The organism is Pseudomonas sp. BF-B-15 (genome assembly GCF_019946675.1).
GTDB classification, from domain to species: Bacteria; Pseudomonadota; Gammaproteobacteria; order Pseudomonadales; family Pseudomonadaceae; genus Aquipseudomonas; species Aquipseudomonas migulae.
On the sequence record NZ_JAGYFZ010000028.1, the window covers coordinates 33,572 to 56,834 of the forward strand.

The 23,263-nt window shown below is 60.9% G+C and carries 21 protein-coding genes; 17 read left to right on the plus strand and 4 right to left on the minus strand.

The window, feature by feature from the left end; all coding sequences use genetic code 11:
- Positions 1-109 precede the first annotated feature (109 nt).
- The 10 genes from KGA97_RS11740 to KGA97_RS11785 all read left to right on the plus strand — a co-directional run bounded on the left by KGA97_RS11740 (position 110) and on the right by KGA97_RS11785 (position 11,102).
- A complete protein-coding gene (locus KGA97_RS11740; protein ID WP_223480813.1) occupies positions 110-826 on the plus strand; it encodes a FadR/GntR family transcriptional regulator in 717 nt (238 codons plus the stop codon).
- 140 nt (positions 827-966) lie between these two features.
- Positions 967-1,842, plus strand: a complete 876-nt coding sequence (locus KGA97_RS11745) for an SMP-30/gluconolactonase/LRE family protein (RefSeq protein WP_223453152.1) — start codon at positions 967-969, stop codon at positions 1,840-1,842.
- 199 nt (positions 1,843-2,041) lie between these two features.
- The gene (locus KGA97_RS11750) at positions 2,042-2,860 is read left to right on the plus strand and encodes an SDR family oxidoreductase (RefSeq protein ID WP_008031626.1); all 819 of its coding nucleotides are present in this window, start codon (positions 2,042-2,044) and stop codon (positions 2,858-2,860) included.
- 125 nt (positions 2,861-2,985) lie between these two features.
- Positions 2,986-3,990 carry a substrate-binding domain-containing protein gene (locus tag KGA97_RS11755; RefSeq protein ID WP_008031628.1) on the plus strand — a complete coding sequence of 335 codons (1,005 nt, stop codon included), beginning with the start codon at positions 2,986-2,988 and terminating at the stop codon, positions 3,988-3,990.
- A 65-nt stretch (positions 3,991-4,055) separates the two neighbouring features.
- Positions 4,056-5,600 carry an L-arabinose ABC transporter ATP-binding protein AraG gene (araG, locus tag KGA97_RS11760; RefSeq protein ID WP_223480814.1) on the plus strand — a complete coding sequence of 515 codons (1,545 nt, stop codon included), beginning with the start codon at positions 4,056-4,058 and terminating at the stop codon, positions 5,598-5,600.
- Between the two features lie 12 nt (positions 5,601-5,612).
- The gene (araH, locus tag KGA97_RS11765; protein ID WP_032828927.1) at positions 5,613-6,581 is read left to right on the plus strand and encodes an L-arabinose ABC transporter permease AraH; all 969 of its coding nucleotides are present in this window, start codon (positions 5,613-5,615) and stop codon (positions 6,579-6,581) included.
- Between the two features lie 212 nt (positions 6,582-6,793).
- Positions 6,794-7,507 carry a GntR family transcriptional regulator gene (locus KGA97_RS11770; RefSeq protein ID WP_032832566.1) on the plus strand — a complete coding sequence of 238 codons (714 nt, stop codon included), beginning with the start codon at positions 6,794-6,796 and terminating at the stop codon, positions 7,505-7,507.
- Entirely contained in the window at positions 7,504-8,502 is a 999-nt protein-coding gene (locus KGA97_RS11775; protein ID WP_192227899.1) for an ADP-ribosylglycohydrolase family protein, read from the plus strand. The genes KGA97_RS11770 and KGA97_RS11775 overlap by 4 nt, the downstream gene beginning before the upstream one ends.
- Positions 8,503-8,713: 211 nt before the next feature.
- Entirely contained in the window at positions 8,714-10,180 is a 1,467-nt protein-coding gene (locus KGA97_RS11780; RefSeq protein ID WP_008031640.1) for a purine-cytosine permease family protein, read from the plus strand.
- Positions 10,173-11,102: a PfkB family carbohydrate kinase gene (locus tag KGA97_RS11785; protein WP_223480815.1), complete on the plus strand. Its 930-nt coding sequence runs from the start codon at positions 10,173-10,175 to the stop codon at positions 11,100-11,102. Before KGA97_RS11780 ends, KGA97_RS11785 begins: the two co-directional genes overlap by 8 nt.
- 185 nt (positions 11,103-11,287) lie before the next feature.
- On the opposite strand, the gene KGA97_RS11790 is transcribed toward KGA97_RS11785, so the two are convergent.
- Together KGA97_RS11790 and KGA97_RS11795 are read right to left on the minus strand one after the other, a co-directional pair.
- A complete protein-coding gene (locus tag KGA97_RS11790; RefSeq protein WP_223480816.1) occupies positions 11,288-12,490 on the minus strand; it encodes an MFS transporter in 1,203 nt (400 codons plus the stop codon).
- A 112-nt stretch (positions 12,491-12,602) separates the two neighbouring features.
- The gene (locus KGA97_RS11795; RefSeq protein WP_223480817.1) at positions 12,603-13,256 is read right to left on the minus strand and encodes an HD domain-containing protein; all 654 of its coding nucleotides are present in this window, start codon (positions 13,254-13,256) and stop codon (positions 12,603-12,605) included.
- A 133-nt stretch (positions 13,257-13,389) separates the two neighbouring features.
- Between KGA97_RS11795 and KGA97_RS11800 the strand changes: the two genes are divergently transcribed.
- From KGA97_RS11800 to KGA97_RS11825, 6 genes are all read left to right on the plus strand, one after another.
- Positions 13,390-13,872: a GNAT family N-acetyltransferase gene (locus tag KGA97_RS11800; RefSeq protein ID WP_008034765.1), complete on the plus strand. Its 483-nt coding sequence runs from the start codon at positions 13,390-13,392 to the stop codon at positions 13,870-13,872.
- A 191-nt stretch (positions 13,873-14,063) separates the two neighbouring features.
- A complete protein-coding gene (locus KGA97_RS11805; RefSeq protein ID WP_223480818.1) occupies positions 14,064-15,056 on the plus strand; it encodes a 2-dehydro-3-deoxygalactonokinase in 993 nt (330 codons plus the stop codon).
- Between the two features lie 19 nt (positions 15,057-15,075).
- Positions 15,076-15,696 carry a 2-dehydro-3-deoxy-6-phosphogalactonate aldolase gene (locus KGA97_RS11810; protein ID WP_008032870.1) on the plus strand — a complete coding sequence of 207 codons (621 nt, stop codon included), beginning with the start codon at positions 15,076-15,078 and terminating at the stop codon, positions 15,694-15,696.
- Between the two features lie 47 nt (positions 15,697-15,743).
- The gene (gene dgoD, locus KGA97_RS11815; RefSeq protein ID WP_007903915.1) at positions 15,744-16,892 is read left to right on the plus strand and encodes a galactonate dehydratase; all 1,149 of its coding nucleotides are present in this window, start codon (positions 15,744-15,746) and stop codon (positions 16,890-16,892) included.
- Positions 16,893-17,088: 196 nt separating this feature from the next.
- Positions 17,089-18,399, plus strand: coding sequence for an MFS transporter (locus KGA97_RS11820; RefSeq protein WP_008032871.1), 1,311 nt, complete (start codon positions 17,089-17,091; stop codon positions 18,397-18,399).
- A gap of 60 nt (positions 18,400-18,459) precedes the next feature.
- The gene (locus KGA97_RS11825) at positions 18,460-19,263 is read left to right on the plus strand and encodes an IclR family transcriptional regulator (RefSeq protein WP_223480819.1); all 804 of its coding nucleotides are present in this window, start codon (positions 18,460-18,462) and stop codon (positions 19,261-19,263) included.
- Here the strand turns inward: KGA97_RS11825 and KGA97_RS11830 are convergent, their stop codons facing one another.
- On the minus strand, positions 19,264-20,316 hold the full coding sequence (locus KGA97_RS11830) for an NAD(P)-dependent alcohol dehydrogenase (RefSeq protein ID WP_008032874.1): 1,053 nt from the start codon (positions 20,314-20,316) through the stop codon (positions 19,264-19,266). It abuts the gene before it with no gap.
- Positions 20,317-20,506: 190 nt separating this feature from the next.
- Between KGA97_RS11830 and KGA97_RS11835 the strand changes: the two genes are divergently transcribed.
- A complete protein-coding gene (locus KGA97_RS11835) occupies positions 20,507-21,397 on the plus strand; it encodes an AraC family transcriptional regulator (protein ID WP_207286294.1) in 891 nt (296 codons plus the stop codon).
- 184 nt (positions 21,398-21,581) lie between these two features.
- On the opposite strand, the gene KGA97_RS11840 is transcribed toward KGA97_RS11835, so the two are convergent.
- A complete protein-coding gene (locus KGA97_RS11840; RefSeq protein ID WP_032829072.1) occupies positions 21,582-23,246 on the minus strand; it encodes an electron transfer flavoprotein-ubiquinone oxidoreductase in 1,665 nt (554 codons plus the stop codon).
- Positions 23,247-23,263: the final 17 nt, after the last annotated feature.

A 23,263-nucleotide genomic window follows, 5' to 3' on the forward strand; every position in this document is an offset into this window, starting at 1 on the left:
ACGCGATCTCGCTACTCAGCTTCAAAATCAAATTGACACCCAATCGTATGATGATTAGCGTGGGCAACCATCGCGAACGGCATTGTGCCGTCCCTGCATCGAGGTGCCCATGTCCAGCAGTTTTCACGCATCGACGGTCGATTGGCTGGGTTGCTGGATTGCGGCGGGCCAGGTAAAACCCGGCGACACCCTCAAGGTTGAGGCCGACCTGGGCGAGCAGCTCGGCGTCAGTCGCACTGTCATCCGCGAAGCCATCAAAACCCTGGTCGCCAAAGGCATGCTCGAAGTCGGGCCGAAGGTCGGCACGCGGGTATTGCCGGTGCGGCGCTGGAACCTCTTCGATCCGCAAGTCGTCGGCTGGCTGTCCCGCAGCGGCCTGCCGGAAAACTTCGTCGACGACCTCCTCGATTTACGCCGCACCATCGAGCCGATGGCCGTGCGCTGGGCCTGCGAGCGAGCGACCGTCGAGCAGGTGCAGGCGGTGCTTCAGGCCTATAACGCGCTGGAGCGGGCGGTGCACAGCGGCATCGATTACAACCGCGCCGACCAGTTCTTCCACGAGTGCATCCTCGCGGCCAGCCACAATCAATTCATCGAACAAATGGTCCCGGCCCTCGGCGCGTTGCTGGCGGTGTCTTTTGAAGTTTCCGCCGCCGATCCGGACGAACTGCGCCGCACGCTGCCGATTCACAAGGACATGGCCGACGCCATCGCCGCCCGCGACGCGGCGCGCGGTGTGTGGGCTTGCATGACGCTGATCGACAACGCCGACCTGGCCATCAAACGCTACTACCCAAAAGTCATGGCCGACAAAAAAGCCGGCTAAAAACATAGAACCCTGTAGGAGCGAGCCTGCTCGCGAAAAACTTCAAGGCAGCGCGTTTATGCAGCGGACACGCGTTACCGTTGACGTCCATCGCGAGCAGGCTCGCTCCCACATAAAACAAGAACAACGCAGGAGGTTTCATGGAATGGACCGCAGTCACCGGACACCGGGCACGCCTCGGCGAAGGCCCGTTCTGGGATGCGCCGACGCAAGCCCTCTATTGGGTGGATATCGCCGGCAAACAGGTACTGCGCCTGATCGGTGCCAACGTGCAGATCTGGCAGATGCCCGAGCACGTGTCGGCTTTCATTCCCTGCGAAAGCGGCGATGCGCTGGTGACGTTGAGCAGTGGCGTGTATCGGCTCGATCTGGATTCACCAGGCCTTGAGCCACGGCTGACCTTGTTCTGCGTCGCGGACCCGCAGCCGGGCAATCGCGGCAACGAAGCCCGTTGCGATGCCCAGGGGCGACTCTGGCTCGGCACCATGCAAAACAACATCGGCGAAAATGGCGAAGACCTGCCCGTTGTGCGGCGTTCCGGCGGCTTGTTTCGTATCGACCGGGATGCCCGGGTCACGCCGCTGCTGCGCGGTTTGGGCATTCCCAACACGTTGTTGTGGAGCGATGACGCCACCACGCTTTACTTCGCCGACAGCCTGGATGGCACGCTCTACCAGCATTTCATCCGCACCGACGGCGGCCTCGATCCTGCGCTGGTCTGGTTCGGCCCGCATCAACGTGGCGGCCCCGACGGCTCGGCGATGGATGCCAGAGGTTATATCTGGAACGCGCGCTGGGACGGCAGCTGCCTGATCCGGCTGACACCGGATGGGTATGTCGATCGCATCATCGAATTGCCAGTCAGTCGCCCGACCAGTTGTGTCTTCGGCGGCGCCGACCTGAAAACCCTCTACATCACCAGCGCTGCGAGCCCGCTCAACCATCCGCTGGACGGCGCGGTGTTGTCGATCCGGGTCGATATACCAGGAAAGGCCTGTACGAGATTTGCTGATTAAATCCCAAAATATGGGATGTAAAATTATATATTGAGATTATTTGGCGGTCGGGTTTATAGTCGGCTCCAATCAGTTACACGCACTCACACTTAAAAAAACAAAACAGGTGAAGTGATGCAGCGATTTTCCAACACGTTTTTTGGCCGGACATCGACAGATGCCCGGTTTTTGTCGTGCCCGCGAAAGGGAGCGCTGATCCATGGCTGAAGCGCTCTCCCTGCCTCCAGTGCCCGAGCCGCCGAAGGGCGAGCGCCTGAAAAACAAGGTCGTGCTGCTGACCGGCGCCGCTCAGGGCATCGGCGAGGCGATTGTTGCGGCCTTCGCTTGCCAGCAAGCCAGGCTGATCATCAGCGACATCCAGGGCGAGAAAGTCGAAAGCGTCGCAGCGCATTGGCGCGCCCAAGGCTTCGATGTTCAGGCGATCAAGGTTGACGTATCCAATCAACAAGACCTGCACGCGATGGCAAAAAGGGCCGTCGAGTTGCACGGTCGCATCGACGTGCTGGTCAACTGCGCCGGCGTCAATGTGTTCCGCGATCCGTTGGAAATGACCGAAGAAGACTGGCGTCGCTGCTTTGCCATCGACCTCGATGGCGCCTGGTTCGGCTGCAAGGCGGTGCTGCCGCAGATGATCGAGCAGGGCATCGGCAGCATCATCAACATCGCCTCGACCCATTCCACGCACATCATTCCCGGCTGCTTCCCGTACCCGGTGGCCAAGCACGGTTTGCTCGGCCTGACCCGCGCACTGGGCATCGAATACGCGCCGAAAGGCATTCGCGTCAACGCCATTGCACCGGGCTACATCGAAACCCAACTGAACGTCGATTACTGGAACGGTTTTGCCGACCCGCAGGCCGAACGTCAGCGCGCTTTCGATCTGCATCCGCCGCGGCGCATTGGCCAGCCGATTGAAGTGGCGATGACGGCAGTCTTCCTGGCCAGCGATGAAGCGCCGTTCATCAACGCCTCGTGCATCACCATCGATGGTGGGCGCTCGGTGATGTACCACGACTGAATAACCGGGGTTTCAGGCGCGGAATTACGTCTGAAATCCAATCATCATACGATATGACTATTTGCTACAACGTTTACACCGGCTTTGAAAAATAACGCTCAAAAAAAATAACAAGGAGTCAGCTTATGAATCGTCGTCGTGGGATCCGTTCCCTGTGCTGTGCCGCTTTGGCGGTCACCGCGGTCAGCCTCAGCAGCAGCTTGCTGGCGGCCGAGGAAGTGAAGATCGGTTTTCTGGTCAAGCAGGCGGAAGAGCCCTGGTTCCAGACCGAATGGGCCTTCGCCGAAAAGGCCGGTAAAGAGAAAGGCTTCAAGGTCATCAAGATCGCCGTGCCGGACGGCGAGAAAACCCTGTCCGCCATCGACAGCCTGGCTGCCAACGGCGCCAAGGGTTTCGTGATTTGCCCGCCGGACGTGTCCCTCGGCCCGGCGATCATGGCCAAAGCCAAACTCAACGGTTTGAAAGTGATTGCCGTGGATGACCGCTTCGTCGATGCCAGCGGCAAGTTCATGGAAGACGTTCCCTACCTCGGCATGGCGGCGTTCGAAGTCGGCCAGAAGCAGGGCGCGGCGATGGCCGCCGAAGCGAAAAAACGCAACTGGGACTGGAAAGACACCTACGCGGTCATCAACACCTACAACGAACTCGACACCGGCAAGAAGCGCACCGACGGTTCAGTCAAAGCGCTGGAAGACGCCGGCATGCCAAAAGACCACATCCTGTTCTCGGCCCTGAAAACCCTCGACGTGCCGGGCAGCATGGACGCCACCAACTCGGCGCTGGTGAAACTGCCGGGCGCGGCGAAGAACCTGATCATCGGCGGCATGAACGACAACACCGTGCTGGGCGGCGTACGCGCCACCGAGAGCGCCGGTTTTGCTGCGGCCAACGTGATCGGCATCGGCATCAACGGCACCGACGCCATCGGCGAACTGAAAAAGCCCAACAGCGGCTTCTTCGGCTCGATGCTGCCAAGCCCGCACATCGAGGGTTACAACACCGCCAGCATGATGTTCGAGTGGGTCACCACCGGCAAAGAGCCGGCGAAGTACACCGCCATGGACGACGTGACCCTGATCACGCGCGACAACTTCAAGCAGGAACTGGAAAAAATCGGCCTCTGGAACTGAGGTGCGGTTGATTTCATCGGCGGCCCTGGCGACAGGGCTGCCTGATCTGTGTGATGAGGTGTTTTATGCACGCGCAAGTACAGACACAACACGACAGCGTTGGCGGCAGCCTGCGCTTCAACGGGATCGGCAAGACCTTTCCCGGGGTAAAGGCACTGGACGGCATCAGCTTCGTTGCCCATCCGGGTCAGGTTCATGCCTTGATGGGCGAGAACGGCGCCGGCAAATCGACCCTGCTGAAAATCCTCGGCGGCGCCTACACGCCGAACAGCGGCGACCTGCAGATCGGCGAGCGAACGATGGTCTTCAAATCCACCGCCGACAGCATCGGCAACAAGGTGGCGGTGATCCATCAGGAATTGCACCTGGTGCCGGAAATGACCGTGGCGGAAAACCTGTTCCTCGGTCATTTGCCTGCCAGTTTCGGCCTGATCAATCGCAACGCACTGCGACAACAAGCGCTGGCCTGCCTCAAGGGCCTGGCCGATGAAATCGATCCGCAGGAGAAGGTCGGGCGCTTGTCCCTCGGTCAACGGCAACTGGTGGAAATCGCCAAGGCATTGTCCCGTGGCGCGCATGTGATCGCGTTCGACGAACCGACCAGTAGCCTCTCGGCGCGGGAGATCGATCGCTTGATGGCGATCATCGGGCGCCTGCGCGACGAAGGCAAAGTGGTGCTTTACGTCTCCCATCGCATGGAAGAAGTGTTCCGCATCTGCAACGCGGTGACGGTGTTCAAAGACGGCCGCTACGTGCGCACCTTCGAGGACATGAGCGAGCTGACCCACGATCAATTGGTCACGTGCATGGTCGGGCGCGACATTCAGGACATCTACGATTACCGCCCGCGCAAGCGTGGCGCGGTGGCGTTGAGGGTCGACGGTCTGCTCGGGCCGGGCTTGCGTGAGCCGGTGAGTTTCGATGCGCACAAAGGCGAAATTCTCGGGCTGTTCGGCCTGGTGGGAGCTGGGCGAACCGAGCTGTTCCGCATGCTCAGCGGCCTTGAACGCAACACCGCCGGGCGCCTGGAATTGCGCGGGCATGAACTGAAACTGCGTTCACCCCGCGATGCGATTGCCGCCGGGATTCTGCTGTGTCCCGAGGACCGCAAGAAGGAGGGCATCATGCCGCTCTCCAGCGTTGCCGAGAACATCAACATCAGCGCGCGCGGCGCCCATTCCACTTTCGGTTGCCTGTTGCGCGGCCTGTGGGAGAAGGACAACGCCGACAAGCAGATCAAGGCGCTGAAAGTGAAGACGCCCAGCGCGGCGCAGAAAATCATGTACCTGTCCGGCGGCAATCAGCAGAAGGCGATTCTCGGCCGCTGGCTGTCGATGCCGATGAAAGTGCTGCTTCTGGATGAACCGACTCGCGGCATCGACATCGGCGCCAAGGCCGAGATTTACCAGATCATCCATAACCTGGCTGAAAGCGGCATCGCGGTGATCGTGGTGTCCAGCGACCTGATGGAAGTGATGGGTATTTCCGACCGCATCCTGGTGCTCTGCGAAGGCGCGATGCGCGGCGAACTGTCCCGTGACGAGGCCAACGAATCCAACCTGCTGCAACTGGCTTTGCCGCGCCACCGTGCTGACGGCGTGGCGAACTGAGAGGTGACTATGATGACAACCCAAAACAACGCTCTGCCCACCCAGCGCAAACCTCTGGACCTGCGGCGCTTTCTCGATGACTGGGTGATGCTGCTCGCGGCCGTCGGGATCTTTGTGCTCTGCACCTTGCTGATCGACAACTTCCTTTCGCCGCTGAACATGCGCGGCCTGGGCCTGGCGATTTCCACCACCGGGATTGCCGCATGCACCATGTTGTATTGCCTGGCGTCGGGGCATTTCGACTTGTCGGTGGGCTCGGTGATTGCCTGTGCCGGCGTGGTCGCGGCGGTGGTGATGCGTGACACCGACAGCGTTTTTCTCGGTGTGGTGGCGGCGCTGTTCATGGGCTTGATCGTCGGGCTGATCAACGGGATCGTGATCGCCAAGCTGCGGGTCAATGCATTGATCACTACGTTGGCGACCATGCAGATCGTTCGCGGTCTGGCCTACATTTTTGCCAATGGCAAAGCGGTGGGCGTGTCGCAGGAGTCGTTCTTCGTCTTCGGTAACGGCCAGTTGTTTGGCGTGCCGGTGCCGATCCTGATCACCATTGCCTGCTTCCTGTTTTTCGGCTGGTTGCTGAATTACACCACCTACGGGCGCAACACCATGGCCATCGGCGGCAACCAGGAAGCGGCGCTGCTGGCCGGGGTCAACGTTGACCGGACCAAGATCATCATCTTCGCCGTGCACGGTGTGATCGGGGCGTTGGCCGGGGTGATTCTGGCGTCGCGGATGACTTCCGGCCAGCCGATGATCGGCCAGGGTTTCGAGCTGACGGTGATCTCGGCGTGTGTGCTTGGCGGGGTTTCGCTCAGTGGCGGGATCGGCATGATCCGGCATGTGATTGCCGGGGTGTTGATTCTGGCGATCATCGAGAATGCGATGAACCTGAAGAACATCGATACGTTTTATCAGTACGTGATTCGTGGTTCGATTTTGCTGCTGGCTGTGGTTATCGACCGTCTGAAACAACGCTGAGATTTTTGTTGTCTGTGCTGGCCCCTTCGCGGGCAAGCCTCGCTCCTACAGGTTATGTGTCGTGCATGGATTACGCGACTGACATATAACCTGTAGGAGCGAGGCTTGCCCGCGAAGGCGGTCTGACTGATTCACCTCGCGACTGCATCCTTCCGTCACTCCCCCTAAATATGTCTTGCCTGTTACAAGTCGTTTCGGGTATCAATTTGTACATGATTAGACAGGTACGATTTGACAAGAAACAACGGGTGGTCGACGAGCTCATCCGGCGCATTGAAAGCGGCCTCATGGAGGACGGCTTTCAGTTGCCGGGCGAGCATCAGTTGGCTCAAGAATTCAAAGTCAGCCGAGGTACGCTGCGTGAAGCCCTGGCCGAATTGAAACGGCGCAACTACATCGCGACGCAAAGTGGTGTCGGTTCCATCGTCACGTTCGACGGGGTGGTGCTCGATCAGCGCAGCGGTTGGGCGCAGGCGCTGGCCGACAGCGGGGCGCTGATCAATACCGAAGTGCTGCGGCTCGAGGCGGTGACTCGCCCCGACCTGCTGCCGCGTTTCGGCACTGACCAATTCATCACCCTCGACCGCCGCCGTCGTTCCACTGACGGCAAGCTGGTTTCCCTCGAACGCTCATTGATGCCCGCCACCGGAGGCCTGGAAAGCCTGCCGCGTGTCGGCCTGATCGACAATTCCCTGACCATCACCCTGGCCGCGTACGGCTACATCGGCGAGCGCGGCGATCAATGGATCGGCGCCGAACCCTTGAGCGCCGAAGACGCCGAGCTGCTCGGTCGTCCGGTCGGCACGGTGTTCCTCAAAGCCTTGCGCACCACCTACGACCGGCAGAACCGCTTCATGGAGCAGGTTGAAAGCCTGCTCGATCCCGTGCACTTTCGCCTGCACCTGCAATTTGGAAACCCACAATGACCGCGCTCAATCGTGCACTGGGCGCGTTTTACGGATTGGCCCTGGGCGATGCGCTGGGCATGCCGACGCAATCGCTGAGCCGCGCCGTCATCAAGGCGCGTTTCGGTGAAATCACCGATCTGCAAGACGCCGGCCCCAATCAGCCGATTGCGGCCAACATGCCTAAAGGCTCGATCACCGACGATACCGAACAGGCCATTCTGGTCGGTCAGTTGTTGATCGACGGCAAGGGCAGGATCGAGCCGTCGGTACTGGCGCAACGGCTGATCGAATGGGAAGCCGCGATGCAGGCCAAGGGCTCGCAGGATTTGCTCGGGCCGTCGACCAAACGGGCGATCGAGATGATCCTCGCCGGCCATTCGCCGGAAGAAGCGGGGCGCTACGGCACCACCAACGGCGCGGCGATGCGCATCACGCCCGTCGGCATTTCGGCGGATGTCCGCGATCCCGAGCGTTTCATCAACGCCGTGGTGCAGGCCTGCCAGGTCACCCACAACACCACGCTGGGCATCTCCAGCGCGGCGGCGGTGGCGGCGGTGGTCTCGGCCGGCATCAACGGCATGGACCTTGGCGAGGCATTGAACCTCGGCCAGCAAATCGCCCAGCAAGCGGAAAGCCACGGCCACTGGGTCGCGGGCGGACGCATTGCCTCGCGCATCAGTTGGGCGCGGACGATCAGCGTCGACAGCGACAAGGCGATGCTGGCGGATTTGATGTACGACGTGATTGGCACGTCGGTGGCTTCGCAGGAGTCGGTGGTGGTTTCGTTTGCCTTGGCGCAGCAAGTGGCCATCGGTGAAATAAATGCCTTCGACGCGCTGTGCATGGCCGCAGGTCTGGGGGGCGACACCGACACCATCGCGGCGATTCTGGGGGCCATGCTCGGGGCCTGTCTGGGGCTTGAGAGTTGGCCGGTGGCGATGATCGACAAGGTCAAAGCCGTTAACTCGTTGGAGCTGGAACCGTTGGTGCAGGGTCTGTTGGCTTTGCGTTGACTGGGCTGACGCCATCGCGAGCAGGCTCGCTCCCACAGTGATCTGCGGTGTTCCCAATACCTGTGGGAGCGAGCCTGCTCGCGATGGCCGCGCCGCCGATTTAATTTGATAACCCGCAATGGATCGCACAACTACGGCCAGGATCGCCGGGATGTTATGTCGACTTCCGCAATTGCCCATAACCACAACAAAGGCAACAGGAGCATTTCACATGAGTTCATCGAACGCCGGGCAAAGCGCCGGGCAACTGGAAACCCGGGGCATCGAGCCGGTGCCGGAAGCTGAATGCAACGGGCATCCGCTGCAGCTGTTCTGGGTCTGGTTCGCCGCTAACATTTCCATCCTCGGCCTGCCGCTCGGCGCTACGCTGGTGGCGTTTCGCGGGTTGGCGATCTGGCAGGCGATCATCGTCGCGATCCTTGGCGCTGCCGGTTCTTTTGCCGTCGTCGGGATCATTTCCATCGCCGGTCGCCGTGGCCGCGCACCGAGCTTGACGCTGTCGCGGGCGATCTTCGGCGTACGTGGCAACATCGGCCCGACCCTGGTTTCGCTGATGTCGCGGCTGGGTTGGGAAACCGTCAACACCACCACCGCCGCGTTCGTGTTGCTGTCGCTTTGCTCGATCCTGTTCGGCTCGCCGGTGGAAGCCAAAAGCGCACCGGTGCTGACCCTGATCTTCATCGCGATTTTCGTGCTGCTGACCTTGTCGGTGTCCGGCCTCGGTCACGCGACGTTGCTGGTGATTCAGAAGTGGGCGACTTATGTGTTCGGCGCGCTGAACATTCTGGTCGGCGGTTTCCTCTGCGCCACCATCGACTGGAGCGCCGTGTTCAACGCCACGCCTGCACCGCTTAGCGCAATGATCATCGGCGTCGGCACCATGGCCGCCGGCACCGGGATCGGTTGGGCCAACGCCGGCGCGGACATGTCGCGTTATCAGCATCGCAGCGTCAAGGCGGCACGTCTGGTGGCTTCCGCCGCGTTTGGTGCCGGGATCCCGCTGGTGTTGCTGATCACCCTCGGCGGCCTGCTGTCGGTGGGCAACAACGACCTGGCGTCGGCCACTGACCCGATCATCGCGATCCGCGACATGCTGCCGACCTGGATGGCCGTGCCGTACCTGATCACCGCGTTCGGCGGCTTGCTGCTGTCGAACAACCTGTCGGTGTATTCCGCCGGCTTGACCACGCTGACCCTCGGCCTGAAGGTCAAGCGCGTCTACGCCGTGGTGGTCGACATCGTCGCGATTTTCGCCGGTTCGATTTACTTCATGCTGATCGCCGACAGTTTCTACGGCCCGTTCATCACCTTCATTTCGCTGCTGGCCGTGCCGATCACGGCGTGGGTCGGGATCTTCGTCGTTGACCTGATTCATCGTCATTACTACAGCCCCAAAGACCTGCTGGACGTCAGCCCGAGCAGCGCCTACTGGTATCGCGGCGGCGTCGAGTGGCGTGCTTTCGGTGCGTGGGCCCTGGCGATCGTGCTGGGTTTCAGCTTCACCACCATTGGCACCACCGAACAAACCGTCTGGTTCCGTGGGTTCCTTTCCGACTCGTGGCTGGGGCATAACGGCCTTGGCTGGATCGTGACGTTCCTGGTCGCCGGCGGGATTTATTTTGTACTCGGTGGGGCCAGGGATCGCCGCGCTGCGTCGCTCGAGAATGCTCATGCCTAAAATGTTGCACACCGGCCAGGTCATCATCGACCTGGTCATGGCCGTGGATAAACTGCCTCAGCCCGGCGGCGACGTACTGGCGCAATCCGCCAGTTTCGAAGCGGGTGGCGGGTTCAATGTGATGGCCGCCGCTCAGCGTAATGGCTTGCCGGTGGTTTACCTGGGCCGTCACGGCAACGGTCGTTTCGGCGACCTGGCGCGTGAGGCGATGAAGGCTGAAGGCATTCGCATCGGCATTGCTCACAGTGCTGAACGAGACACGGGGTTGTGCGTGGCGATCACGGACGCCTCGGCCGAGCGTAGTTTTGTTTCCTACATCGGTGCCGAAGGTGAAGTGTCCGCAGAGGATTTGAACAGCGTAGCGGCGCAGGCGGGCGACTATGTCTACGTCAGCGGCTACAGCCTGCTGCATGTCGGCAAGGCTCAGGCGCTGGTGGATTGGGTGTTGGCGTTGCCGAGTGCGGTCAACGTTGTGTTCGATCCGGGCCCGCTGGTGGAATCACCCGATGCGCCGTTGATGCAGGCGTTGTTGCCGCGCGTCGATGTGTGGACCAGCAACAGCGTCGAGGCGCTGCGGTTTACCGGGGCGTCGGACATTGCCGAGGCGCTGGATCGATTGGCCGATCATCTGCCGTCGAAGGTGTTGATGGTGGTCCGCGACGGTCCGCAAGGGTGCTGGATTCATCAGCATGGCGAGCGTCAGCACGTGCCGGGTTTCAAGGTTGAGGCGGTGGACAGCAACGGCGCCGGGGATGCCCATGCCGGGGTGTTTGTGGCCGGGTTGGCGCGAGGGTTGTCTGTGGGTGAAGCGGCGCGGCGGGCGAATGCGGCAGCGGCGCTGGCGGTGACTCGGTGGGGGCCGGCGACTTCGCCTGGGACTGCCGAGGTGGATGCGTTGATCAGTAAAACGTTCGGCGCCTGATCTGACGTCTTCGCGGGCAAGCCTCGCTCCTACAGGGATCGCGTAGTTTCTGTAGGAGCGAGGCTTGCCCGCGAAGGGGCCCTCAAACGTTTACTCGTCCAGCTTGCGCGCCACCTCAACCCCAGCCGCACCAAGCTTGATCGGTTTTCATCGACGTTCATGGATACTGATGAACGACGAACGGTTCAGGCTTCTTGCAACGTTTTGACCGTGTAGCGGCGCCAGATCAGGCGGCCCACGGTGATCAGCCAGTTCAACAGCGCCACGGCGAGAACGGTGAGCAACAGTGTCGCCATCCCGTGTTCGACGATGATCTTCCCGGCCAGCAACGGAAAGCCGAACACACCAATGAAGTACGACAGGCTGAACAGCAGCAACGCTTGCGCGGTGGTGCCGTGCGGCGCTTCATTCGCGGCCAGGCCGTTGATCACCGAATACGTCAACCCGTAACCGACCCCGAGCATTATCGCCGCGAGCACGTAGCTCAAGCCGCTGTCGACCACGAAACCGAACATCACAATCGAAACCATCATCAGCCCGGACAACAGGCAAGACGCGCGGAACGGATCGCGCTTGACCACGAATCCGGCAATCACCATCCGACTGCTGATCGCCGCGCCCATGAAGCCGAAAAAGAACAGCGAGTAATCCAGCGAACGAGACGCCGCGTAGCTGGTTTGGAAGCTCGACAGACCACCGAACACACAGCCGCCGAGGCCGACCATGAGGATCGGGAACACTGCGCGGGACGACAAAATCTGCCGGGTTGCGCGCCAGGAAATGCGTGCGACCGCAGCGGTCGGCGAGGGCGCTTTTTTCAGCTGCGCATCCAGGCGCCAGAACAGTAAAACGCCGATCAGGCTGGCCATCGCCGCGAGGTAAAACGCCGCCGTTACGGGATAGCCCAGCGCACTGGCCGCGCGGCCCAGCAACGGGCCGCTGCCGATCCCGGTCATCATGCTGCCCGACAGCAGCGCGAAATATCTGGCCCGCTGGGCAGGCGTCACAAGGCTCGCGACGATGATCGGCCCGAGCGTATAGAAAACGCCCCAGCCCAAACCCAGCAGCAAGCCGAAAAACAGCAGCAGATGGCCGAAGCCCGGCGTCAGTGCAAAACCCAGGCTGGCCGCCACCAGCAGCACGCCGAACAGCGCAATCGAACGCGCCGCGCCAAGCCAGTCGGACAAGTGCCCGGAAACGATCACCGCCGCAAACGTACTGAGCATCGCCGCCGAAATCACACTGCCGGCATCGTGTTCATTACCGCCGCGCGAGCCGATCAACAGCGACAGCAAAAACGTCGAGCCATAGGACAGCGACAGCAAATAACTGGCGAGGCAAAACAGGCCGAACAGTTTGCTGGAGACCTGAGGTGGAGCAGTAGACATGACGCGCTTCCTTGACCCGATAACGGAGAGTGTCATCTATCTATCATGCAAGGCGTCGATGTTAGGTCTGAGGTTATCGATTCCAGGGTTAGTGGTGGGCGGAGTAATGCACTCAGCCGATGCCGATTTCTTCTTTGAACAGCTCCATGAAATTTTTCAAACGTTCATGCCGGATGCGGGCCAGGCGTTGACCGGTGAGGGTCTGGAAGCCGTCTGCCAAGTGCAGCAGCTTGGTCTGGAAATGATCGAGGCAAAAGCGCTTGTCATCGTATTCCCGCGTATTCGCTTCCGGGTCTTGTGGGTCATACAGCGCGCTGCCCATGCGACCGGCGATGTAAAAGGTGCGCGCAACGCCGAGCATACCAAGGGAATCGAGACGGTCGGCGTCCTGCATGATTTTCGCTTCGAGGGAACTTGGGGTGATGTTGGCAGAAAAGCTGTGGGCCTCGATGGCGTGTACAACGGCGCTGATTTTTGCGCTGGGCCAGTGCATGTCGGTCAACACTGCAGAGGCCTTCTCGGCGGCCAGTCGCGATGCTTGCGAACGCAACGGCGAGTTCTTCTCCACCGACACGCAATCATGCAAAAGCACCGCTGCCAGCAGCACTTCAATATCGCCACCTTCCTCGGCATGAAGAGTGCGCACGTTGTGCCAGACCCGCTGCAAGTGCGACAGATCGTGGGCGCCGTCTTCCGAGGGTTCCAGTGCGTGGGGCAGCAACCTGGCGGCGAGGATTGGCAGCGGCGCGAAAGCATCAGTCGTCATAAACGTCCTGTTAAGTGAAAACGGTTGGGGCAGCGGCTCCACATCCTCCATAGATCAGCTTTGAATTTCCAGTGTGACGAGCGTTGCGCGCCGACTTAGTATGGCGTTTTCCACTTTTGACGAAGGCACGTCCATGACGATCGAAATCCGCCCGGCGACCCCCAGCGATGCTCCGCAAATCCTCGCGTTCATCACTGAACTGGCCGATTACGAACGTGCCCGCCACGAAGTCATCGCCAGCGTCGCCGACATTGAGCGCAGCCTGTTCAGCGAAGGCGCCACCGCCCACGGGCTAATCTGCCTGCGCGACGGTTTGCCGATCGGCTTTGCGGTGTTCTTCTTCAGCTATTCCACCTGGCTGGGCAGCAACTGCCTGTACCTCGAAGACCTCTACATCACTCCCGAGCAGCGCGGTGGCGGTGCCGGTAAAACCCTGCTGCGCCACTTGGCGAAAATCGCCTGCGCCAATGATTGCGGGCGTTTTGAGTGGAGCGTGCTGGACTGGAACAAGCCGGCTATCGAGTTCTATAAGTCCTTGGGTGCGCAGCCACAGGAAGAGTGGGTGCGGTATCGGATGGATGGCGCAGTGCTAAGGGATTTTGCTGCGGGCAATTGATTGCTTAAAAGATCGCAGCCTTCGGCAGCTCCTACAGGGTGTAGATGACCCACTGTAGGAGCTGCCGAAGGCTGCGATCTTTTTTTGGGTGTATCCCAAAATATGGGATGTATATTTATATATTGAGATTTCCCTGTGTCAGGGTTTATAGTCCAGCTCACTCACTGCCAATAAACAAAACAGGTGAAGCGATGCTGGCGCAATTGATCGCGCTCGATTGGGGGACAACCTCATTACGTGCTTACAAACTCGCCGCAGGTGGCCAGGTGCTCGAACAGCGTTCGCTGTCATCGGGAATCATGCAGCTGCCCTGGACGCCGCGAATCATTAACGGTCTGGCATGCACCGACGGTTTTGAACTGGCCTTTGACGAGGCCTGCGGTGACTGGCTCGATGAGCAACCCGGTTTGCCGGTGATTGCCTGCGGCATGGTTGGCAGCGCACAAGGCTGGCGCGAAGCGGCCTACCGCGACACGCCGGCAAACGTTGCCAATCTCGGAACTTCCCTACAAACCATTCGCAGTCTTCGCGGTGTCGATGTGCACATCGTGCCGGGTGTGATTCAGCGTTCGCGCCTACCGAACGTGATGCGCGGTGAAGAAACCCAGGTCCTCGGCGTGCTGCAAAACCTGGCGGGCGAGGCGGGCAACGATCTGTTGATCGGCCTGCCGGGCAGCCATTCGAAATGGGTGGAAGTGGCCGACGGCTGCATCGTGCATTTCGACACCTTTATGACCGGCGAAGTCTTCGCGGTGCTCAGCGAACACAGCATTCTCGGGCGCACCCAGCAACGCGGTGGGGCTTTCGATGGCGACGCGTTTGACCGTGGCGTGCAAGTGGCCCTGTCGGCGGACGGCGAAATCGGCCCGCTGTCGACGCTGTTCAGTGCCCGCAGCCTCGGGCTGACCGGCGAATTGAGCGGCAGTGCGCAACCGGATTATTTGTCCGGCCTGTTGATCGGCCATGAGCTTTCGGCGCTGGCCACGGTTCAGCGGCGTCGGCGCAACAGCGTTCATCTGCCGTCGATCATTCTCATCGGTAATTCCCAACTCTGTGCCCGTTACAGCCGGGCGCTCGACGCCTGCGGTTTTGCCCGAGTGACGCTGGCCGAACAGGCCACCGAACGCGGGTTGTGGCAACTGGCGCTCGCCGCCGGGCTGATCACTCCAAACCCATCCCGTTAAACCTGACTGGAGGTCTGACATGCTCAAACAAGCATTGGCGCAAAACGGTCTGATCGCAATCCTGCGTGGCCTGCGCCCGCAGGAAGCGGCGGCTATCGGAGAAGTCCTTTACGCAGCCGGATTTCGCGTCATCGAAGTGCCGCTCAATTCCCCCGAGCCGTACGAAAGTATCCGCATCCTGCGCAGTACCTTGCCCGCCGATTGCCTGATCGGTGCCGGCACGGTGCTGACGCCGGAACAGGTCGAGCAAGTGAAAGCCGCCGGCGGGCAGGTCATCGTCATGCCCCACAGCGATCCCAAAGTGTTGCGCGCCGCGAAGGCCGCCGGGTTGTTCCTGTCGCCTGGCGTGGCGACGCCGACCGAAGCGTTCGCTGCACTGGCCGAAGGCGCGGACGTGCTGAAGATGTTCCCCGCTGAACAAATGGGCCCGGCGGTTGTAAAAGCCTGGCTGGCGGTGTTGCCCGCCGGGACGATTCTGGCGCCGGTGGGCGGGATCACCCCGGAGAACATGCAGGTGTTTATCGACGCGGGCGTGAAGGGCTTCGGTCTCGGGTCCGGGTTGTTCAAACCGGGCATGACGGCGGCGCAAGTGGCGTCCAACGCCAAGGCCTACGTCGCTGCGTGGAACGCTCTGCGTTAAGACTTTTTTGGCGCCGAGCGCGCTGCATCTAATAAGAGAGAGAAGAGATGAAAATCACCAAACTGACCACCTTCATCGTTCCGCCGCGCTGGTGCTTCCTGAAAGTGGAAACCGACGAGGGCGTGACCGGTTGGGGCGAGCCCGTGGTCGAAGGCCGTGCCCACACGGTGGCGGCTGCCGTTGAAGAATTGTCCGACTACCTGATCGGCAAAGACCCACGCAACATCGAAGACATCTGGACCGTGCTGTATCGCGGCGGCTTCTACCGGGGCGGTGCGATCCACATGAGTGCGCTGGCCGGTATCGACCAGGCGTTGTGGGACATCAAGGGCAAGGCCTTGGGTGTGTCGGTCAGCGACCTGCTCGGTGGTCAGGTGCGCGACAAGATTCGTGTCTATTCGTGGATTGGCGGTGACCGTCCGGCAGACACCGCGCGCGCCGCGAAAGAAGCGGTCAGCCGTGGTTTCACCGCCGTGAAAATGAACGGTACCGAAGAGCTGCAGTTCCTCGATTCCTTCGAGAAAGTCGACCTGGCCCTGGCCAACGTCGCCGCCGTGCGTGATGCGGTCGGCCCGAACGTGGGTATCGGTGTGGACTTCCATGGCCGGGTGCACAAACCCATGGCCAAGGTGCTGATGAAGGAACTCGATCCGTACAAACTGATGTTTATCGAAGAGCCGGTGCTCAGCGAAAACTACGAAGCGCTGAAGGAGCTGGCGCCGCTGACCAGCACACCGATTGCCCTCGGTGAGCGTCTGTTCTCGCGTTGGGATTTCAAGCGCGTGCTCAGCGAAGGTTACGTCGACATCATCCAGCCGGATGCTTCTCATGCCGGTGGCATCACCGAGACTCGCAAGATCGCCAACATGGCCGAAGCCTACGACGTAGCGCTGGCGCTGCATTGCCCGTTGGGGCCGATTGCGCTGGCGGCGTGTCTGCAACTGGATGCGGTTTGCTACAACGCGTTCATCCAGGAACAGAGCCTGGGCATCCACTACAACGAGAGCAACGACCTGCTGGATTACGTCAAGGATCCGCGGGTGTTCGATTACGACAAAGGCTTCGTGAAGATTCCGAACGGCCCAGGCCTGGGGATCGAGATCAACGAGGAGTACGTGATCGAACGCGCGGCGGTCGGGCATCGCTGGCGCAACCCGATCTGGCGCCATGCCGATGGCAGTTTTGCCGAGTGGTGAGTGATCGCTGACCCACCGCAAATCCCTGTGGGAGCCAGCCTGCTGGCGATTTGGTCGGCACATCCAGCATTCATGGTGACTGACCCAACGCGATCGCCAGCAGGCTGGCTCCCACAGGTTGATCTCCATGGACAGGGAGATCGGCATCATTCCAGTTCCACATCGACCTCAATAAACATAAGAAGAGGCATTCCCCATGCAACCGCAAACCCTCACCGGGCAGGCGTCGTTGGTGGCGCCCAGCCGCAAGCGTTTTTTCATCATGGTCCTGCTGTTTATCACCGTAGTGATCAACTATCTGGACCGCAGCAACCTGTCCATCGCCGCCCCGGCGCTGACCAGTGACCTGGGCATCGACCCGATCCACGTCGGACTGATTTTCTCCGCGTTCGGCTGGACCTACGCCGCCATGCAGATCCCCGGCGGCTGGCTGGTGGATCGTGTTCCGCCGCGCATCCTTTATAGCCTCGCCTTGCTGCTGTGGTCGATCGCCACGGTGATGCTCGGTTTCGCCGCCAGCTTCATTGCGCTGTTCGTCTTGCGCATGGCGGTCGGTGCGCTGGAAGCTCCGGCCTATCCGATCAACAGCCGCGTAGTCACCACCTGGTTCCCGGAGCGCGAGCGCGCCACGGCCATTGGTTTCTACACCTCCGGCCAGTTCGTCGGATTGGCGTTCCTGACGCCGGTACTCGCCTGGTTGCAGCATGAATTTGGCTGGCACATGGTGTTCGTCAGCACCGGTGCGGTGGGCATTCTCTGGGCGGTGATCTGGTACGCGGTGTATCGCGAGCCACGGGATTTCAAAGGCGCCAATGACGCTGAAATCGACCTGATCCGCGAAGGCGGCGGGCTGGTGGATATTCAGGCCGAGCAAGCGAAGGTCAAGGCCAAATTCAGCTGGACCGACCTCGGCATCGTCCTGACCAAGCGCAAGTTGTGGGGCATTTACCTTGGCCAGTTCTGCCTCAACTCGACGTTGTGGTTTTTCCTGACGTGGTTCCCGACCTACCTGGTGAAGTACCGCGGCATGGATTTCATCAAGTCCGGCCTGCTGGCATCGTTGCCGTTTCTCGCCGCTTTCGTCGGTGTACTCTGTTCCGGGTTCTTCTCCGACTTCCTGATCCGTCGCGGCTACACGGTGGGTTTCGCCCGCAAGTTGCCGATCATTGGCGGCTTGCTGATTTCCACCTCGATCATCGGCGCCAATTTCGTCGAGTCGACGCCGCTGGTGATTGCCTTCCTCGCCTTGGCGTTCTTCGGCAACGGTCTGGCTTCGATCACCTGGTCACTGGTTTCAACGCTGGCACCGGCACGCTTGTTGGGGCTGACCGGCGGGGTGTTTAACTTCATCGGCAACCTGTCGGCGATTGCCACGCCGATTGTCATCGGTTTCCTCGCCAGCGGTGATTCGTTCGCTCCAGCGATCACCTACATCTCGGTTCTCGCGTTGTTGGGGGCGCTTTCCTACATTCTGCTGGTCGGGAAGGTCGAGCGTATCAAGTTGTAGTCGTAGCCGTCGGGCGACCATAATGCCGCCCGTTCACTCGCTCAACGGTAAAGGCTGGATATGCAGGAAGACGCCCCAAAAATCGCCAAGGACGCCGCGCCGACCGGCACTCAGACCCTGCTTCGCGGTCTGGGTGTGGTTCAGGCCGTGGCCAGTGGCGCCCGCGATCTCAAGGAAATCGCCCGGCTGATCGGCACGACGCGCAGCACCACCCATCGTCTGGCCAGTTGCCTGGTGGACGAGCGTTATCTGCGCGTGGTGCCGCAAGTCGGTTATTTGCTGGGGCCGAAGCTGATCGAACTGGGCTTTCAGGCGCGTGAGGAATTGCCGCTGGTCACGTTGGCCGGTCCGTATCTGGATGAGTTGTCGGCGTTGACCGGCGACACCATTCACCTGGCGATTCGCGAGGGCGACGAGGTGCTGTACCTGCACAAGAATCCGGGGCGCAATGGTCCGGAAATGCGTTCGCGGGTTGGCCATCGCATGCCGTTGGCGCGCACCGGGATCGGCAAGGCGCTGATGCTCGATGACACGCAGGAAGAATGGCAACGGCTGTACGAAGTCAGCCTGCCGGCGGGTGGGAAAAATCAGTTCTGGCCGCAGCACCCGGAGCAATCCTGGGAGCAGTTCCAGCAGCGCATGATTGAGTACGTGGCGGGCGGTTACGCCTTCGACCTGGAAGACAACGAACCGTCGATCCGCTGCGTGGCGGCGCCGATCCGTGACGCGAGCAAGCGCATCGTCGCCGGCATCAGCATCGCCAGCACCGTGCCGTACATGCCGCTGGAAAAAATGGCCGAGCTGATTCCCCTGATCAAAGGGGTCACGGCCCGGCTCTCGGCTGAGCTTGGCGCTAAGGTCTGATCAGACCTTCAGCGTCGCCATGTCGATGACGAAGCGGTACTTCACGTCACCGGCGATCATGCGGGCGTAAGCCTCGTTGATCTGGCGGATGTCGAGCATTTCGATGTCGCAGGTGATGTTGTGCTCGGCGCAGAAATCCAGCACTTCCTGGGTTTCGGCGATGCCGCCGATCAGCGAGCCCGCCAGTACGCGGCGACCCAGCACCAATTTGGCCGCGTGGACCGGCGGATCAATCGGTTCAATCAACCCCACCAGAATGTGCACGCCGTCGAAACGCAGCGTGTCGAGGTAGGGATTGAGGTCGTGCTGCACCGGAATGGTGTCCAGCAGAAAGTCGAAATGGCCGGCCGCAGCTTTCATCTGCTCGGCATCGGTGGACACGATCACATGGTCCGCGCCCTGACGACGACCTTCTTCCGCCTTGCTTGCCGAACGGGTGAACAGCGTCACTTCCGCGCCCATTGCCTTGGCGAACTTGATGCCCATGTGGCCGAGGCCGCCCATGCCGAGAATCCCGACCTTGTCGCCCGCTTTCACGCCGTAGTGCTTGAGCGGCGAGTAGGTGGTGATGCCGGCGCAGAGGATCGGCGCGGCGCTGGCCAGGTCAAGTTTTTCCGGGATGCGCACCACGAAGTGCTCGCTGACCACGATGCTGTCGGAGTAACCGCCCATGGTGTTGCTGCCATCGACCCGGTCGGGTGTGGCGTAGGTCATGGTCGGGCCTTCGAGGCAATATTGTTCGAGGTTGGCCTGGCAAGCCTCGCAGCTGCGGCACGAATCGACCATGCAGCCGACGCCGACCAGATCGCCGACTTTATGTTGGGTGACATTCGCACCGATGGCGGTCACTTTGCCTACGATCTCGTGGCCGGGCATCAGCGGGTAAACGGCAATGCCCCACTCATTGCGCGCCTGATGGATGTCGGAATGGCAGACGCCGCAGTAGAGAATCTCGATCGCCACGTCGTCGGCACGCGGGCTGCGGCGTTCGAATTTCACGGGGGCAAGGGGAGTGGTGGCCGACTGGGCGGCGTATCCGATGGCGGTGTACATGGTGGACCTCGCAAAAAGCATGACAGGTGAGGCGGCGCATTCTGGGCGCCGCACCTTTGCGCGGCCATGGCGATTCCTCCGGGTGTCATGCCTATTCCTCCGGCATCTGCGTTCGTTGGGTCCAATGGGCAATCAGACCTGCGATGATGCTTTCATCCCTTTTTCCGTGATTATTTTGTGAAGAGCTCCCATGTTGTTGACCCGTCATCTCGATGCCAATGCCACGCTGGTTTCGCTGATTGAGCCACTGGCGACCCGCGACGGTTTCACCCAGACCGGGTTGCCCGGTGTGCAAGTTCTGCGCGCGAGTTGTGACGTCGCCCGTGGCCCGCATATTTATGAACCGAGCCTGATGATCATCGCCCAGGGCAGCAAACTGGCGTATCTGGGGCCGCGAACCCTGGAATACGGCGCCGGGCATTACTTGATTCAAGCGTTGCCGGTGCCGTTCGAGTGCGAAACCTTTGCCTTGCCGAATGCGCCGCTGCTCGGGGTTTCCGTGGCGATTGACCGGGTGCTGCTGGGTGAATTGGTGTTGGCGATGGGACTGGCGCCGGGGCGGCACATTGCGGCGCAGACGCCGGAGTCGATGACCTCGGTGGTGCTCGACGACGGCATGCGCGGATGTGTGGAACGGCTGTTGCGTTGTCTGCACGATCCTCTGGAGGCGCGGATCATGGGGCCGTCACACCTGCGCGAGTTGTTGTTCGTCGCGTTGCGCGGGCCGCAGGCGGATGTGTTGCGCGCGCTGGTGGAACAGCAGGGGCAGTTCGCCCGTGTCGCGGCGTCGATCAGCCATTTGCATGCGCACTACGCCGAACCCTTGAACGTCGAGACCCTGGCCAGTTGCGCGAACATGAGTGCGTCGACCTTTCATGAGCATTTCAAGCGCAGCACGTTGTTGTCGCCGGTGCAGTATTTGAAGCGATTGCGCTTGCTCAAGGCGCAGACGTTGCTGGTGGCGGAGGGCCTGGGCGTGGCGCAGGTGGCGCATCGGGTCGGGTATCAGAGCACGTCGCAGTTCAGTCGGGAGTACAAGCGCTACTTTGAGCGTAATCCCGGTGATGAGCGCGCTGCCTGACTCACCACACATCCTCTGTGGGAGCGAGCCTGCTCGCGATAGCGGTGGGTCAGCTTGCATCAATGTTGAATGATAAATTGCCATCGCGAGCAGGCTCGCTCCCACATTGGATCTGTGTTGGGGTATGAATTGTGGGCAACAAAAAGGCTCCCATTTAGGGAGCCTTGATGTTCAGCGAATCAACTTACATGTTCGGGTAAGTCGGGCCGCCAGCACCTTCCGGCGCCACCCAGGTGATGTTCTGTGCAGGGTCCTTGATGTCGCAGGTCTTGCAGTGAACGCAGTTCTGGGCGTTGATCTGGAAGCGCTTCTCGCCGTCTTCCTTGGTGACCACCTCATACACGCCGGCCGGGCAGTAACGCTGGGCAGGTTCATCGTACATCGGCAGGTTCTTGGCGATCGGGATGCTCAGGTCGGCCAGCTTCAGGTGGCAAGGCTGTTCTTCTTCGTGGTTGGTACCGGAGATGAACACCGAGCTGAGTTTGTCGAAACTGATTTTGCCATCCGGTTTCGGGTAGTCGATCTTCTTGCAGTCGGCCGCGAGTTTCAGGCAAGCGTAATCCGGCTTGGTGTCGTGCAGGGTGAACGGCAGTTTGCCGCCGAAGATGTTCTGGTCCAGCCAGTTGAAACCACCGCCGACGATGGCGCCGAACTTGTGGATCGCCGGGCCGAAGTTGCGGCTGGCGAACAGCTCGTCGTAGAGCCAGCTCTTCTTGAACGCGTCGACGTAAGTGGTCAGTTCTTCGGTGCCGTCCTTTTCAGCGAACAGCGCCTCGGCCACGGATTCAGCGGCGAGCATGCCGGACTTCATCGCAGTGTGGCTGCCTTTGATCTTGGCGAAGTTCAGGGTACCGAGGTCGCAACCGATCAGCGCGCCGCCCTTGAAGACCATTTTCGGCAGCGAGTTCAGGCCGCCCTTGCAGATGGCGCGTGCGCCGTAGCTGATGCGCTTGCCGCCTTCCAGGTACTGCTTGAGCACCGGGTGATGCTTGAGGCGCTGGAACTCGTCGAACGGCGACAGGTAGGTGTTGCTGTAGGACAGATCAACGATCAGGCCGACCACCACCTGGTTGTTTTCCAGGTGATAGAGGAACGAGCCGCCGGTGTTCTCGGTGCCCATGATGTCCAGCGGCCAGCCGGCGGTGTGCACCACCAGACCTGGTTGATGCTTGGCCGGGTCGATTTCCCAGATTTCTTTCAGACCGATGCCGTAGTGCTGGGCGTCGGCTTCGCTGTCGAGGTTGAAGCGCTTGATCAACTGCTTGCCGATGTGGCCACGGCAGCCTTCGGCGAACAGCGTGTACTTGCCGCGCAATTCCATGCCGGGGGTGTACAGGCCTTCTTTCGGGTTGCCTTCGCGGTCAACGCCCAGATCACCGGTGATGATCCCGCGCACCACGCCGTTCTCGTCGAACAGTGCTTCCTGCGCGGCGAAGCCCGGGTAGATTTCCACGCCCAGGTTTTCGGCCTGCTGAGCCAGCCAGCGGCACAGGTTGCCCAGGGAGATGATGTAGTTGCCTTCGTTGTGCATGGTCTTGGGCACAAAGAGGTCGGGAATCTTCTGCGCGCTGTCGGCGTTCTTGAGAACGAAGATGTCGTCGCGGGTGACCGGCGTGTTCAACGGCGCGCCAAGTTCTTTCCAGTCCGGGAACAGTTCGTTCAGGGCGCGTGGTTCGAACACGGCACCGGACAGGATGTGAGCACCCACTTCGGAGCCTTTTTCGACCACGCAGACGCTGATTTCCTTACCGGCTTCAGCAGCCTTCTGCTTCAAGCGGCAGGCGGCGGAAAGACCAGCGGGGCCGGCACCGACGATGACCACGTCGAATTCCATGTATTCGCGTTCCACAGGTTATCTCCTACTCA